We start from the raw sequence: 15274 nt of genomic DNA on the forward strand, positions 1-15274 counted from the left end.
AAACATTGTAACATTTGGTAAGCCGTATGCCTTAATAGGGCACGTACGGTTTGATAAGGGGGAAGCCTCGAGAGAGGCTTCCCTACTTTCTCTTATTCGACTAAAGAAGCGGGTTAATTTAAGAAAATAGATGTCCAAGGGATTCCATTGGCTCTATGGGTTATGAAGGTTCACAATTTTTAAATCTCATAAAAATTCTATGCACATCTTGGCTTACTGTATAACTTGAAGAATCCTATGGTGAATCACTCCATTAAAAAAGCATCCGATTATTCGGATGCATACTTAATTATTCCATGTAAGTAAACTGAGTATTCTCTCTGTACATATTCTCTTAATTTAATTCTTTTTTCTGTTTCTAATACTCTAACCAATTCTTGAATCTTTTTTTCATTTTCTTTTGTAGTAGGAATCTCTATTGAAAACAAATTACCTCGACTACTATTTAGTAATTTTTTTAATAACTCAACTTTATTCATTGGATAATCCCCTTTATCATCTACTATATTCGACATAAAGGCGATTTTTTCCTTGGAACATCTTATATTGTTTCATGTTTTACCTACTTTCCACTAAAAAAATCTGCTGGTACTATGGTAGCTTTTTTATTTTTTTTTATACCTACCTTCTACCAATCTAATCATATCACGCCCTGATATCTTTTCTGTTTCATGATAACCTTCTTCATCAAGCAAACTCAAGTACCAGCTGCTATCTTTATCTTCATTTAACCTATATAACTTATTGGTAAAAACATTTGTATAAAAATCTCCATTTCTTAGCCTCATACTATCCCCCTCTCAAATGTATATAACCTGTATTATGCCCAGGATACTGACTTGAGAGCCATTAGGCATATACAGTCTGAAAATCCTGGATATACAGGGGAAAGAGGTGAAAATCAGCGGTAGGGACAGAGCATGGAAAGTTGTATAAACGGAATTTTTCCTTATTCAGCTAAGGGGTGCTTTAATGAAACAAAGCGAAAAATAAAAAGTAAATATGGCTTGGATGAAAACTCCATGCCACTCTTTAGTCAATTATGTTCCTTAGAAATAAAATAGAAGTGGAATCTGTCACCCATATTTCATAACTATTCCAAAAAACACTTTCCAAATAAGATATGCTTAATCCGTATCATAATTTGGGAGGTGCTTTAATTTGTTCAAAATGCAATTTATCAATGCTGACACCCAAGAGATTTTACGAGAAGTTGATTATGAGAACACCAACATAATCAATAGCATAATCGAACAGTTTGAAGAAGAAAGTGTTACAGATGCTTTTCTTATGGATAGTCGAATGAGACTTTTGAAGGCTGATTATGTTACATATTCAGTTGTGGGATCTAATGTCTATAAGTTTTTCTTTAAAGTAAAGTTGCATGATGTGCAACCGATGTTAGCGAGAGGAAACTGAGCGTGTTAAGGGTCGTTAATGCGACTCTTTTTTGATTGAACTAATGGGACATTTGTCTTAAATAACTGGTAAAATGAGGGACTGCAATTTATAATCAAATTAGATAAATACAATACACGGGGGTGGAGTTAATGGATACTATTCAAGAAACCATTAAACTATCTGGTTGGGGCAGAAAAAAAGCAATGGAAAAACAAATAGGGCAGGTTAGCTGAAGAAGGAAAATATGTTAGATAAACAGATTTTGAACGCTTGCTGCTTCGAATAAAATTACCTTCGGATAATTCGTTAAGGGACTCAAAAGGGTAACCTGTTAAGAGAAAAGTCTGCTCCCTTTTTGCAATAAGCCCCTCTCGAGTGAGAAGGGCTATTCTTTATGGTTTAAAAGTAAAAAGTTTGCACGTACTATATTTTTCTACTCCATCATATTATTGGTTGTGGTGATAATCACATTAAGGGAGGAAAAACAAATGCAAATTAATTTAACCGATAGAGAAATGGAACTATTAAGAAGGCTACTTAATACAGAAAGTAAAAATGATCGATGTACAGGTGAACAAGCAGAAATTTACGAAAATATTATAATGAAAATTGATAAAAGAATGAGTTTAAAGAGACTTTAACTGTTTGTATGCCCATCTCAATTTAGAGTAGTGGGTTCACTTCAGATGGTTGACCGCTGAGTCGATCCTTTTTTCTTCTTGAACTAAAGGTAGCAAGTTAGTTTAAAAAGCTATGATAAAATTAAAGAAATATTTACATTAAAAAGGTGAAAATAAATGGAAGAGTTTCCCTGCCCTTGTTGTGGTTATAAGACTTTAGAATAGAAACCTCATGGGACCGACAGTATATGTAAAGTTTGTTTTTGGAAGGATGATTATGTTCAAGCAAAAGATTTTGACTATTGGGGCGGTGCAAACGATTTATCCTTGTGAGATAGTCAAAAGAATTTTTTGAAGTTCGAGCAATAGAAGAAAGTTTTATAAAGAATGGTAGAAAACCAACTATTGAAGAAGCAAGGTATATAAATTGGAAAGCATTTGCTGAGAAATAATTATTCCACCTTCAATTAACCTTGGCTTTCCTTTAAGCAAAGGCTATCACTAAAGGTAGCCTTTTTTTATTGTGCTAAGGATGCAGTCTAACAATTTACCTATTTTCTCACTATAAAAAAACAATGGGCGGCGATCCCATTGTTTTTTACACACGACTCAGGAAATAATTTTGTTGACATTAACTAATAACAAATGATAATATAATAAATTTGTTATTTAGGTTTTATGTGGTATACTTAAGATGTTTTATATTTGGAGGTGGTTAGTTGTTTCAAGTTGGTGATTATATTGTTTATCCTATGCAGGGAGCAGGAGTTATTGAAGCAATAGAAATAAAGGAAATTCAAGGTGAGAAACTTCAGTATTTTATAATAAATATGCTAATGAATAAAATGCAAGTTATGATTCCTATTGCAAAAGTACACAAATCACGGATTCGCTTAGTTATCGATATGACTACTCTTGAAAACGTATTGAACATTTTCCATCATGGTCTAACCGATACAACCCTTTCAATGAAAGAAAGATACAAGATTAATACGGCAAAACTTAGAACAGGTAATATCCAAGAAGGAGCTGAAGTTGTACGGGATTTAATGCGGATAAACAAAAATAAATCACTTAATTCAAGTGAAAAGCAGATGCTGGAAAGTGCACGAAAGATGTTTATTAGTGAACTTGGTTTAATTAGAGGTATCACTGAAAATCAGGCAATAGATTTATTAAGCAACAAGGTAGGATAAGTAATTTATTTCAAAGTTTAACTTTCACGCGGTCATTGTGAAAATATCTTAACCACTCAAATCATAATTATTCATATCCTCTTAATTTCTAACATCATTAGAAAGTATAAATTTTTCCTTTTAATTCCATTTTTATTAGATATGTAAAAAAATGTCAATTTTATTTAAAAATTTTATCAACTGGTGCGGTCATACAACTTTTGAATTAATGTGGGGTCACTTAAAGACAACCCTTTTGTTTTAAAAGAGGTTTTTTCTTATGTTTTAAATATTGGTGCTCATAGGAATTTATATTGTACAAATGCTCCATGAAAGGAGAGAGAATAAATGTATGAGGTAAAAGGTTTTCAAAGTACAGACTTCGAAGAACTTATTCGAGTAGTTAATGAGTTTGTTGGCTCATTAGAGGAAGGAAAGCTTATAGATGTTAAATACAATTCTGTTCCTCTTGCTGTAAGCACCCATACAGAGTATGGGGTTTATCCAGATACAAAATATTCTGCAATGATAATATTTAAGAAATAGCAAGCCTCAAAACAGTTTTTGTGTTGGATTTTTTGTCTTCTTGCAATATCTTACAAAAAATGCTATGATTAAATAGAATTATTTTTGTTCGGTGTAAAGGATTTGTATGAGTTTGAACTTTTCGTCTTGATGATCACTGAGAGCAAGGATAGTATTACATTGTGTGTGTTTACACACTAGGAGGCAACAAACATGGAAAAAGGTAAAGTAAAATGGTTTAATGGCGAAAAAGGCTTCGGATTCATCGAACGTGAAGGTGGAGAAGATGTATTCGTTCATTTCTCAGCGATTCAAGGCGAAGGGTACAAAACATTAGAAGAAGGTCAAGAAGTGACTTTTGACCTTGAAAAAGGTCAACGTGGACCTCAAGCAGTTAACGTACACAAAGCTTAATTATAGAATCCTTTAAACAGGCTCTTATAGTAGAGTCTGTTTTTTATTTTTCTTAAAAAACAAAAACCCCACTCACGAATGAGTGGGGAACATGAAAACAGTAAATCAAATGGTAAACTAAGTGTAGCATACAATTAGGGAATCTCCTAATTCGTATAAATTAGAGTGGCTGGAAAGCAGCTTTTTCTCATTTGAAATGAGAAAAAACTACCCAATAATATATATGGATGTTTTTTTCTTAGTTGAGTACAATCCTTGAATATGGAATCTGAAAGCAAATAGGTGTCGCAAAAAAAAAGGCACTTTTGATGCCTTCAAAATTCATAACTGGTTGGCAATTATTATTTGACACTCTATTCTATGGGAAATAGCAAGTAATTCTTGGGCATTAGTCTTGTAGCTATAAAAAAGAAGCAAGGTATTGATGTAATCTCAATGTATGTGGAAGGCTAACCTTGCTCTTAGTTATATTATTTTATTCCATATATTGTGAAAAAATCTGTCCGTTGCTAATCAAGACCTTTTGACAAATGTGTATTACGAAATAAATATGCACTAAATGAGAAGTCCTTGTTCCACTAACGAAGCTGGTTAGTGGATGAATATTCGAATAACAAAGACCATCGCTATGATGCTCTTTGTTTCATTAGAGGGAATAATGATGAATTTTACAAAAATAGAGCTAATGAGTTATATGGTTTCTAATTAGTGTTGCAATATTTTGGTATGTCGTAATTGACTTTTCAATTGGAGTTATAAGATAATTTAAAGCTTGAGATCGTTTTTGCTTAAATCCATTACTTAGAATCATTGTTTTTTCCATGTATGTAAGCCAAAGCATTCCAATCTCCGATGCACTTAAAGGACTTTTATCATCTAACATGTGTAACCTCCGCTGTCTTTTTTTATTTTTTACAATATATTGAAATCGATTCATAAATTTCAATTAAAGGTCAGTTACTTCCTTGTTTCATTACACGATTGCCTTTTACAAAATATTGATGGTATGGCTCGGTGATGAAAGCACACGCAAGGTAAAGTAGTAATGCTAATGTACCAATATTACCTTATTATGGGGATTCTTCAAATAAGATTTACTTCCACCAAAGAGTTTGTGAAGGTTTACACTTAAACTAAAGGGTGCAAGAGTTACAGATCGAGCTGTCATTAAGGCAGCTTTTCTTATTGCACTAAAGGGGCAGGTTAGTTTAACAAGAAGGTAGTGAATTTTTGACTGTTGCTAATTGCCTTGTGAACACAAGTACAATGAGGAGATACTATACCGCAAATAAAATAACAGCCAAGAATACATCTTACAAATTGGCAAATATCTATACCTTTTTAAACATGGACACATACACTATTTTTGAAACAATTTGAGGCGGAGATATAAAATGGAAAGACAATTCTTTGGTTACGGTATGGGTTATGGTGGCTGTCCTTTCCACGATCATCATGGATTCCATCACGGGTACTGTTGTTAACTTACAAAATGGATTTAACCCTTGGAGCAATATCTTCAGGGGTTTTAAATTGTCTTAAAAGGATTACATAGGTCTTATTATTAAGCTTTGTTAATTAATGTGTTAATTTTTACCGATTATTGAGCTAACGTGTGAAAGAGTAGAAGATCGAGGCTGTCAATGAAGCCGCTTTTTCTTTTTTCAGTTACCATATAATTTTTTTTTCATAATTTATCAGGTGAACAATAATTTATTGAAAGAGGTTGGTTAAATGGTTTTAAAACTTGACATGGAACAATTGCTTTCTGTAGCAAAGGAAAATGGTGTAGTTGATTTTCTTGATAGTAATCCAGTAGAAGTTAAAGCAAAGTTAGGAAAAGGACCTAAGTCAAAAGGTAGCAAAGGTAAAAAAGGCAGCAGCGGGTCCAGTGGCAGTCACGGTAGCAGCGGGTCCAGTGGCAGTCACGGTAGCAGCGGGTCCAGTGGCAGTCACGGTAGCAGCGGGTCCAGTGGCAGTCACGGTAGCAGCGGGTCCAGTGGCAGTCACGGTAGCAGCGGGTCCAGTGGCAGTCACGGTAGCAGCGGGTCCAGTGGCAGTCACGGTAGCAGCGGGTCCAGCGGCAGTCACGGTAGCAGCGGGTCCAGCGGCAGTCACGGTAGTAGCGGGTCCAGCGGCAGTCACGGTAGCAGCGGGTCCAGTGGCAGTCACGGCAGAAGGAGATCCAGCAGCAGTAGCAGTAGCAGCGGATCCAGCGGCAGTCATGGCAGAAGGAGATCCAGCAGCAGTAGCAGTAGCAGCGGATCCAGCGGCAGTCATGGCAAAAGGAGATCCAGCAGCAGTAGCAGCGGATCCAGCGGCAGTCATGGCAGAAGGAGATCCAGTAGCAGTAGCAGTAGCAGCGGATCCAGCGGCAGTCATGGTAAAAGGAGATCCAGCAGCAGTAGCAGCGGATCCAGCGGCAGTCATGGCAGAAGGAGATCCAGTAGCAGTAGCAGTAGCAGCGGATCCAGCGGCAGTCATGGTAAAAGGAGATCCAGCAGCAGTAGCAGCGGATCCAGCGGCAGTCATGGCAGAAGGAGATCCAGTAGCAGTAGCAGTAGCAGCGGATCCAGCGGCAGTAGCGGTACAAAAGGGAGTAAAGGTTCAAAAGGCAGCAGCGGTTCAAAAGGGAGTAAAGGTTCAAAAGGTAGCAGCGGTTCAAAAGGGAGTAAAGGTTCAAAAGGTAGCAGCGGTTCAAAAGGGAGTAAAGGTTCAAAAGGCAGCAGCGGTTCAAAAGGGAGTAAAGGTTCAAAAGGTAGCAGCGGTTCAAAAGGGAGTAAAGGTTCAAAAGGTAGCAGCGGTTCAAAAGGGAGTAAAGGTTCAAAAGGCAGCAGCGGTTCAAAAGGGAGTAAAGGTTCAAAAGGTAGCAGCGGTTCAAAAGGCAGTAAAGGCAAAAGAGGGGGTAAAAGGTAATAATGGGAATTCAATCCCAGATAAAATTATTTAGTGCAATTAGTCAACTCTTCACCTAATAATTTTTTATAAAGTTAAAACGTTCACTTTAAAACCGATTTCATAAATCGGTTTTTTTGCTTCTTATAAAGTAACGGATGATTTCCTTAAAGCAAAGGCACAAAAAGCCAGCCTTTTTCTTCTTCAACTAAAGTGGCAGGATAGTTTAATAAGAGAAATTTTAGTGGTACATGAACCGCCTTCAGTTTAACTTCAAATGAAAACTTCCCCATAAAAAACTACACCTCCAATTGTTATTTGTGTCAAACAATTGGGGTGCAGTGCAGTTCACGTCCAAGGGGTTTTTAGTTTGCGTACTTCCTAAAATCCCTGTTATGGTAACAAAAAAGAGGTTGGGTATCTAAAAGGAACGGCAAAAGTTGTGTCTTGCGTATGATGATAATGAGGATGGTACCCAATTCCATAAGAAGGATATCCGTATCCCATATGGGTTCCGTAGTAAGGATATGGCATATAGCCTGTTCCATAATAATAAGGCATATAGGATCTCATATCTAAATTCATGTTTTCACCTACTTATTTGAGGGAGAATGTCTAGTCTATTTCATGATATGACCTATAACTAGGAAAGAGCTTATCTTTATTCAAATTAGGTGATTACCTACTATGCACACCTGTACAAGCAGAAAAAAATAGTACAGGATATGGATGACAGATTGTGAAATATTGTACTTAAACTATTGGGTGCTAGAGTTGAATAAGATCAGGTTGCTACGGCAGCCTTTTTTCTTGTTCCACTAACGTGGCAGATTAGTTCAATAAGAACACAGAAAAACATCACCCATATTTAGGGGAAACTTTATTCATATTCCCCTTTATCGTCATCATCATCACATTCGTCAAGCACCAACTTTTTTATATGAACTTGAAGGAAAACAATATTGGGTAAACCTAGAAGCTATAAGGGATGAGGAACAGGAAAAAAGCCACTCTAAAACCCTAGAATTACTGTTAAATTGCTGGTCTTCTGCATCCCTACAAATACGGACGGCCAAGATATCCACTCAATTGGTTTTATACGGTGTACTGTTCAGGCTGATAAGGGAATTAAAAAGCCGGCTTTCCTCATATCACAGGAAGTCCGGCTTTTTATTAGGGAAAAATGTTATCTTTGGAATTGGTCATATTTACTATATCAGGGCTTGGTTACAGTTTTATGAATGAAAAACAACAGTTTTATTATTGAAGAACAACAGTTAGATTACAGGGACCTCTACTTAAGTTTACTAAATTAAAAATAGCTTCATAACTTTTAAGTACTGATGCCGAAACTTCATTTTGGTACAAAAGACGAACAATTTTTTGAGGCCTTTGTGAAGTTTTTTCTTTATATCCAAACGATCTCCAACCCTGCAAACCTTGGGCCCTGCCCAAACCCGCAAGGGAAGAACCTCCCCTTGCCCCTTATCCATTATTATGATAAGAAAGATAGAAACGTAGTTGGTGGGGATTTCAATAAATGAAGTTTACATGCGAATAGAAAAGGGGGAGGCACAGGAAATCTGAACCTGTGCTTTTTATTCATTAAAATAACGATGAATCATTGTTTGTAAAAGTTCTTGATGGTCATCAAGAAGGTGATGTTTGGTATCGTGGGTATTATCAATTAATCGATTGTATTCTTTTGTTCGAAAATGCAATGTGTTGTGATGACGCTGAGTGGATGTGTATGTGTACTCAAACGAATTTTCTGCTTTTGTTGCCAAATTCAAGCCTTCTAATAAATTCCTCTTTTCAACAAGTTTAGAAAAGTTATTAATGATGAATTGATGATAATCGATTTTATTTCCAAAAAATGTAGGAATAATAGAATAAAATTGATTCGATAAATTATCAAAATCATTAGAACCTGAATGTAACTTTTCTTCTATTTTATCCAATATTTGAAACCCTCTCGCTATTTGGGTATCTGATAGTTTTCCAAGTGGTTCGAGTGGGGAATAGGACGTTCTGGTTTCTTCTTGTTGTTTTTCTTCGATAATGCCTACCATTTTTTCTTTTCCTTTGAGTGAATCCATTGAACTCGTTTTGATTGGGAGTTGAGTCACTGTAGGAATAAAGAAATCATCATCATCGACCAAAATATGTTCATATCCTTTTGCACGTTTTGAAGAAAGAATATGATTAAATTCCTCTTTGGCAGACAACCTACTATTAAAAAATCTTCCTTCTTTGCGAGGATTCCTACCTATACGCCCATATTCTGTATAGATGCGAAAAGGGTAATCCCCATCTCCTTGATGAAATTCTATGATATAGTATTTATTTGAATTTCCCTTTAAAGAAGCATAGTTTAAAACAGCTCTTTGTTCTACGTCTGTAATCAAAAATAGTGGAAGATTGGCTGAATGAATAGATATAACTCTCACCATAGTAAATCTCTCCTTCTTAAAAGTATAACCCAAAAAAGGTTTGGTTTAATAAAAAAGTACCTATCTCATATATCTCCAATGTAGCGATTGCCATTTCTTGTGTCTTTAATGGGATATACGCACATCCAAAATTCTAGTTGGTTGAGCGTTCCTTTCTTCCTTTAAGCCCACGTATCTCTCCAAGATAGTTATTATTATTTCTCATCAGATTCTAATGATTTTTTACACTTCATTTACACTCTCTTTCCTATTACTTTACATTCTTTTAGTTAAATATTATTGAAAGAAATAATATTTAGAGATTCGTGGAGGAGATTCTAATTGAGAAAAGGAATACGTACAGTCACATTATCATTAACAGTATTATCGCTTATGGCAGCACCTTTTGTTGGGAAGGTAAACGCTGAGGTTCCTAAAACCGCATCAGTAGAAAAGCAATTTGCTCCTGAATTAAAAACAGTTTCCCCGATAAAACATACAGTAGTAATTTTTCAGGAGAACCGTACGTTTGATAATTATTTTGGAACATATCCTTATGCTCGTGGATTTAAATCACTTCCCGGAACACCTAAGGATGTTAGAAATTTCAAATATGTAACAGGTAGTGTACCAAGAGATGTTAACGGGAATGTCTATAACCCTGATTCAAATGGAAATCCGGTATATCCTTGGCATGATGCAGGTAAGGGTGAAATCCAAGAAACAGATGTAAATCATGGTTATACAGCTATGATCTCCATGGCCGATGAAGGAAAAATGGATAAGTTCTATCAGGTGAATCATGATAGTGGCAAGCCTACTGATACAAATGACAAGGGTTTACTATCTATGTCTTATTTTGATTACAATGAAATTCCTGCTTATTGGCAGTATGCTCAACATTTCGCGATGGCGGACAACTATTTTCAGCCTGTTTATGGACCGTCAACGCCAGGTGCATTCTATTTAGTGGCAGCGCAATCTGGAAACGGAAATGAAACCACGAATACAAACACAAATCCTAAGGCTCAAATTACGGGTGACCCATCTCCTAAAAACGGTCCATTTGGCGGGGATAGCACCAATGGACTAAAATATAATCTCACTTACAAAAATATTGGCGATGAGTTAAGCGCATCGAACCAATCCTGGGCATGGTATGCTGGGGGATGGGATGCTGCAAAAGCAGATCCGGCTTCAGCTGAAGCAAAGACGTATTCACCGCACCATAACCCGTTCCAGTATTTCCAAAACTATGAGGATGGGAAATATGATAATAATCTAAAAGATTACAATAACTTCGCAAAGGATATCGATAATGACAATCTTCCTGCGGTTAGTTTTATAAAGGCTGGTTATGGAGATGATGAACATCCTGGTACTGGAAACCAAAGTACTCCATCAGCAGAAGAATTTACAGTAAATACGATTAACAAAATCATGAGCAGCCCATATTGGAAAGATACAGCCATTATTGTTACGTATGATGAAGGCGGCGGATTCTTTGATCATATCGCCCCTCCAACTGTAAATCCTAACGCGGATGGATTAAAAGGTGATGGACCACGCATTCCGGCAATGGTCATCTCCCCATATGCAAAAGAGAACTATGTAAGCCACGTTCAATATGACCATGCTTCGGTTTTGAAGTTCCTGGAATGGAACTATGGTTTACCTGCATTGAACAGCAAGGATGCAAATGCCAACAATATGTTAGATATGTTTGATTTTGAACATCCTAATTTCTTGCCTTACATGTTTAACGATGGTGATTTAACTGCCAAGTCTTCCAATGGGCCAGTTGTTGAAGTACAGCTAAACAATGCCTTATTGGGCGTAAGCCATCCTGGTGAAGCGTCATTTGTAGACAAAAAAGGTAATGTAATGGTCCCATTAGACGATTTTGCCCGTAGCATTAATGGTTCAGTGACTCAAACAAAAGAAAATCGTCTGGTCCTAACAACAAATCAAAAAGACATTGAATGGAAGGTGCAGGGGAGTACAGCGTTTGTAGATAATAAACCAGTACATCTTATAACACCTGCTATCAAGAGTGAAACAGGTATCACCTATATTCCGCTTAAGTCTGCAGTTGATATACTTGGTTGGTCAATGGAAAAACAGGGTAACAACATTGTTGTGAATAGTAAATAACATAAATCATATTTTAGGCTGACTCGGAAGGTCTATATGGGACCGACTGAGTCATTTTTTTATTCATACAATTCAAAGATATAAAATGTAAGATAGGAAGTGGCATCACTTGTCACTTGTGGGTGACAACGGTTGTATGGGCTGAGTTTAAATTGAGCGAAGAAGTAGTAGCTGCTTTAAAAAAATATAAATTTGATGATGTAGCCTTATTAGCTATTTAAAAAACAGTTAGAGATACTATTCTTGGGGCATTTCACGATGTTTTTTCCTTATTGGACGCTGTAAGAGACCCAGAAGATGTTGAGCTTGATGATACTTGGCTTGGATTAACACTAAGCGAGCCTAATGAAGAAGAAGAGAACGAAGGATTTCTCCACGATGAGGTTTATGATGCCTATTGGGATTGGTCGGACCAAAGAAACAAAGATGAAGATTAATAATGAATAAACAGCTTAAGTTAACGCTAACGGGTGTTTGAATTTAAGAAGGGGAGGTTGCTGTGGCAGCCTTTTTTAATTGAGCTAACGGGGCAGGTTAGTGAAAGAACGAATTCCTAATGGTTACGATTGTGCACCATCAGTTAATGTACGATTTTTTGTCCAAGATTATAATCAGGAAAGAAGTGCCCTTGCGGCAAATTATGCATGGGCACTTTATTTCAATAGATATCCATTTTTTCTTTTGTAAATTAGTAATTGTACCAACCGTTGTAACCGTTGTAATCGTTGTATCCGCTATAACAACTACCACAACCACCACAGCCGCCACAGCCGAAGCAGCCGAAGCAACCGAAACATCGGAATCCTCCACAACGAAAGCCCCCGCAACGCATACCGCCGCAACGCATTCCACCACACATCATGCCACCACCACAACGCATACCGCCGCCGCAACGCATTCCGCCAAAATGACGCGGATCATTGATGTTTGGATCAATGGTAATTAAATTACCAACTTGGAAATTATCCATTCCTAACATTTGAAGTTCATTTTGAAGATTCTGCATTTTTTCCTCCATTTGTATTTATTAATTAGGTTAGTCATACACCTATATAGAGAGATGAACGAGGGTTATTCGTCAGTTTCGTTTAAATGAAACCATTATATATACCTGTACTCTCTTCAACAAATTATGATTTCTGTTAGGTCATTGTCACTGATTTAAGTGCCTATTTCACTTTGAGGTAGTATTATATGCTGATTCATTACATAAAAACTTGTGGTTGATTAATCTGATATACTGTTGAAGTTGATGAATCATTGTATGAAAACTAGGATTTAGAATGTGAAAGAATGCACTTAAAGTAACGGGTGCAAGACTTGAAGAATAACAATGCATTTTTTCAGCATTGCTTTTTTGTGGTCATCTGCACATCTTGGGGCCAGATGATCACTTTGTCTTTTGTCAAAACGAAAACGTGAAGTGAAATATACCTTATTCAACTTTGGGGCAGGTTAGGTCAACAAGGGGTATTAAATAAAGGATTAAATTTCCGTATGCAAAAAATGATGAGTATAGTAGAATACGCTGGTTAATAACAATGTAAAAGCTAGCTTGAGAAGAGGTATGAAAAAATGAAATTTCTTGCGTTTTCTATAATATTTGTTATTTTTTATGGCATCTTTGATTGGTTGATAAATAAAACCAATTTTCATCACAAAATATTTGATAACAAATTACTTGGTAAGCCTCGAAAGTATAAATTTAAATTCACCAGAACTGTTTTAATTTTAATAATCGCTCTCTTTACATTCATCTTAGAGTTAGAGAAAGGTTCCCTTAATGAAAAATATGGTAAATTTAATTATATAAGTATTATTATAGGTGCCTTTTTGAGTTCTATTTATGTAAACTTTGCACCATTGATATTTAGTAGAAATCCCTCATTAAGGAAAGATAATTTAAAAGGTATAGCGAAATTAATGTATCAGGATGTTTCAGATGATCCTTGGGATAAAGAGAACCTTACGAAAGAAAATTTAGATTTCACTATTGGAAGCATACGATTTATTGATATGTACTCAAAAAGATTAATGAATACTAAGATTCTGAATGAGCACAAAGATAATTTCGTGCGTCGAATCGGTGCATACATTGGGGAAGTGATTAAACGTAAAATAAACCAGGACTTTAACTGGTACGAGATCGATTCAGTAAAAGAGTATTCTGTTAATTTTGCTGGATTAGATAGTAGAGAGAATCAAAGTGTTCTTTATTCCCAAAAGAGGGATATTGTTATTTCACCCTTATCTGAAGTATTTCAATTCCTAGAAGGACACTCACCATATACTAATTTACAAACTTATGTAGAAGAAATGATTAAGAACAATTCTTTAATACAAAATTAGAAAAAATTATTCAACTACCATGACAGTATAATGGAAAATTCAAATGGGAAGTGCAGTAATAAAGAACTAATGGTGTCATTGTTCAAAAAGTAAAGCCCTCCAATTCAACAGAAATCAGAGGGCTTTTTACAACAACGTATTAACGATTAGGTTACATTCGCTTACTCAATTTTTTAAATGAATAAATCGTGGTAAGAATCCTAAACAGCAGCGATTGCTAAGTAAGAATCATTGAAATAGATAACCTCTGAAAGGACTTTGTTACCCTGAATTTTCTCGAAAGTTTCTCTTGCTTCTCTTTCTGTGTCAAACTCAAACATTCTAGTTTGTTCTTTTGAATGGACAGTAATTACCCACATTAAATAAATCCCCCAATTAAAAGATAAATTTATACCCCCGTGTTTTGTGAATGGATAAGTGACTTTAGAAGCAATTGAAGTGAATAGGAGTATGGTTATTTCTAACAAGGACGATTATAACATGCTCATATCCTTATGCCGATTCTAATTGTTACAAATTATTGACATTTTTGTATTTCGAGGTTCATTTTTTACTTAGATTCCCTCTACTGGAGCAGACGATTGTTATTCCACAAACAGGCCAGATTGTGGAATAACCTATTAAATTGTGTTGTGAAGATTGAGAAGAAATGTACATAAGTTAACTAGGAGATTAGTTTAAAAAAAACCACTGAAATTATGGTAAAATTTAAAAACTTAGATATGCGTATTATAGGGGGAGTATAAATGGATATAGAAATTCAAAGTGATTTCACCAATTCAAATCTCGATGAAATGAAGGAAATTTATGCTTCAGTTGGGTGGACGAAACATACAAACGAGATCATTAGAAAAATATTCGATGAAAGTAATGTCATAGCCTTAGTTAAGGTCAATGGAAGAATTATTGGAATTGGCAGAGGAATGACAGATGGCGTTTTTAATGCCGCAATTTATGATGTAGTCGTTCATCGACATTTTCAAAGGCAAGGAATAGCTAAAAAAATAATGGAGTTTTTATTGGATAAGCTTAGAAATGTTTCTTGTGTACATTTAATATCAACAACTGGTAATGAAGGATTTTATCAAAAACTTGGATTAAAAAAGCTGAAAACAGGAATGGGAAGATATTTAAATCCAAGTCTAAGTCACGAGTATTTAGAGTAATTTTCCTTGTTCAACTACGGGTGCTTATGTAAAAGAGGGGAATGCTGCGGCATTTCCCTTTTCTTATGTGCGCCCGGCATGGGCGATAACTTGGTGGTGAAAGTCCACTACAGGCTTGGCAGTAGGAACTGTTAGCCAATAGC

18 protein-coding genes and 1 pseudogene are annotated in these 15274 nt (G+C 35.9%); 11 read left to right on the top strand and 8 right to left on the bottom strand.

Annotated features, from left to right (window positions below; genetic code table 11):
* Positions 1-269 precede the first annotated feature (269 nt).
* Positions 270-479, bottom strand: coding sequence for a hypothetical protein (locus E2K98_RS28570; protein ID WP_133340177.1), 210 nt, complete (start codon positions 477-479; stop codon positions 270-272).
* Between the two features lie 126 nt (positions 480-605).
* Positions 606-788, bottom strand: coding sequence for a hypothetical protein (locus tag E2K98_RS28575; protein WP_133340179.1), 183 nt, complete (start codon positions 786-788; stop codon positions 606-608).
* A gap of 373 nt (positions 789-1161) precedes the next feature.
* Between E2K98_RS28575 and E2K98_RS28580 the strand changes: the two genes are divergently transcribed.
* From E2K98_RS28580 to E2K98_RS28600, 6 genes and pseudogenes are all read left to right on the top strand, one after another.
* The gene (locus tag E2K98_RS28580; protein WP_133340181.1) at positions 1162-1419 is read left to right on the top strand and encodes a hypothetical protein; all 258 of its coding nucleotides are present in this window, start codon (positions 1162-1164) and stop codon (positions 1417-1419) included.
* Positions 1420-1889: 470 nt separating this feature from the next.
* The gene (locus tag E2K98_RS31325; protein ID WP_165976420.1) at positions 1890-2042 is read left to right on the top strand and encodes a hypothetical protein; all 153 of its coding nucleotides are present in this window, start codon (positions 1890-1892) and stop codon (positions 2040-2042) included.
* Between the two features lie 156 nt (positions 2043-2198).
* Positions 2199-2473, top strand: a pseudogene (locus E2K98_RS28585) (CPCC family cysteine-rich protein).
* 267 nt (positions 2474-2740) lie between these two features.
* Positions 2741-3217 carry a CarD family transcriptional regulator gene (locus tag E2K98_RS28590; RefSeq protein ID WP_133340183.1) on the top strand — a complete coding sequence of 159 codons (477 nt, stop codon included), beginning with the start codon at positions 2741-2743 and terminating at the stop codon, positions 3215-3217.
* 327 nt (positions 3218-3544) lie between these two features.
* Positions 3545-3742 carry a sporulation protein Cse60 gene (locus E2K98_RS28595; RefSeq protein WP_133340185.1) on the top strand — a complete coding sequence of 66 codons (198 nt, stop codon included), beginning with the start codon at positions 3545-3547 and terminating at the stop codon, positions 3740-3742.
* Between the two features lie 192 nt (positions 3743-3934).
* Positions 3935-4135 (top strand): cold-shock protein, encoded by a 201-nt coding sequence (locus E2K98_RS28600; RefSeq protein WP_133340187.1) that lies wholly within the window; start codon positions 3935-3937, stop codon positions 4133-4135.
* A gap of 682 nt (positions 4136-4817) precedes the next feature.
* Here E2K98_RS28600 and E2K98_RS28605 read toward each other — a convergent pair.
* Positions 4818-5018 carry a hypothetical protein gene (locus E2K98_RS28605; protein ID WP_133340189.1) on the bottom strand — a complete coding sequence of 67 codons (201 nt, stop codon included), beginning with the start codon at positions 5016-5018 and terminating at the stop codon, positions 4818-4820.
* A 1008-nt stretch (positions 5019-6026) separates the two neighbouring features.
* On the opposite strand from E2K98_RS28605, the gene E2K98_RS28610 reads away from it, so the two are divergent.
* A complete protein-coding gene (locus E2K98_RS28610) occupies positions 6027-7085 on the top strand; it encodes a ribonuclease E domain-containing protein (protein WP_133340191.1) in 1059 nt (352 codons plus the stop codon).
* 112 nt (positions 7086-7197) lie between these two features.
* Here E2K98_RS28610 and E2K98_RS32160 read toward each other — a convergent pair whose 3' ends face one another.
* The 3 genes from E2K98_RS32160 to E2K98_RS28620 all read right to left on the bottom strand — a co-directional run bounded on the left by E2K98_RS32160 (position 7198) and on the right by E2K98_RS28620 (position 9483).
* Entirely contained in the window at positions 7198-7323 is a 126-nt protein-coding gene (locus E2K98_RS32160) for a hypothetical protein (protein WP_268884146.1), read from the bottom strand.
* 100 nt (positions 7324-7423) lie between these two features.
* Positions 7424-7615: a hypothetical protein gene (locus E2K98_RS28615; protein ID WP_133340193.1), complete on the bottom strand. Its 192-nt coding sequence runs from the start codon at positions 7613-7615 to the stop codon at positions 7424-7426.
* 1013 nt (positions 7616-8628) lie between these two features.
* The gene (locus E2K98_RS28620) at positions 8629-9483 is read right to left on the bottom strand and encodes a WGR domain-containing protein (protein ID WP_133340195.1); all 855 of its coding nucleotides are present in this window, start codon (positions 9481-9483) and stop codon (positions 8629-8631) included.
* Between the two features lie 321 nt (positions 9484-9804).
* Between E2K98_RS28620 and E2K98_RS28625 the strand changes: the two genes are divergently transcribed.
* Entirely contained in the window at positions 9805-11616 is a 1812-nt protein-coding gene (locus E2K98_RS28625) for a phospholipase C (protein WP_133340197.1), read from the top strand.
* Between the two features lie 272 nt (positions 11617-11888).
* On the top strand, positions 11889-12053 hold the full coding sequence (locus tag E2K98_RS31330) for a hypothetical protein (RefSeq protein ID WP_165976421.1): 165 nt from the start codon (positions 11889-11891) through the stop codon (positions 12051-12053).
* A gap of 251 nt (positions 12054-12304) precedes the next feature.
* Here the strand turns inward: E2K98_RS31330 and E2K98_RS28630 are convergent, their stop codons facing one another.
* Positions 12305-12622, bottom strand: a complete 318-nt coding sequence (locus tag E2K98_RS28630) for a heterocycloanthracin/sonorensin family bacteriocin (protein WP_133340199.1) — start codon at positions 12620-12622, stop codon at positions 12305-12307.
* A gap of 569 nt (positions 12623-13191) precedes the next feature.
* Between E2K98_RS28630 and E2K98_RS31885 the strand changes: the two genes are divergently transcribed.
* A complete protein-coding gene (locus tag E2K98_RS31885; protein ID WP_235824962.1) occupies positions 13192-13965 on the top strand; it encodes a hypothetical protein in 774 nt (257 codons plus the stop codon).
* Positions 13966-14165: 200 nt separating this feature from the next.
* Here the strand turns inward: E2K98_RS31885 and E2K98_RS31335 are convergent, their stop codons facing one another.
* The gene (locus tag E2K98_RS31335) at positions 14166-14324 is read right to left on the bottom strand and encodes a hypothetical protein (RefSeq protein ID WP_165976422.1); all 159 of its coding nucleotides are present in this window, start codon (positions 14322-14324) and stop codon (positions 14166-14168) included.
* A 387-nt stretch (positions 14325-14711) separates the two neighbouring features.
* Between E2K98_RS31335 and E2K98_RS28640 the strand changes: the two genes are divergently transcribed.
* A complete protein-coding gene (locus E2K98_RS28640) occupies positions 14712-15131 on the top strand; it encodes a GNAT family N-acetyltransferase (RefSeq protein ID WP_133340201.1) in 420 nt (139 codons plus the stop codon).
* Positions 15132-15274 lie beyond the last annotated feature (143 nt).

The sequence above is a fragment of the Bacillus salipaludis genome (genome assembly GCF_004358205.1).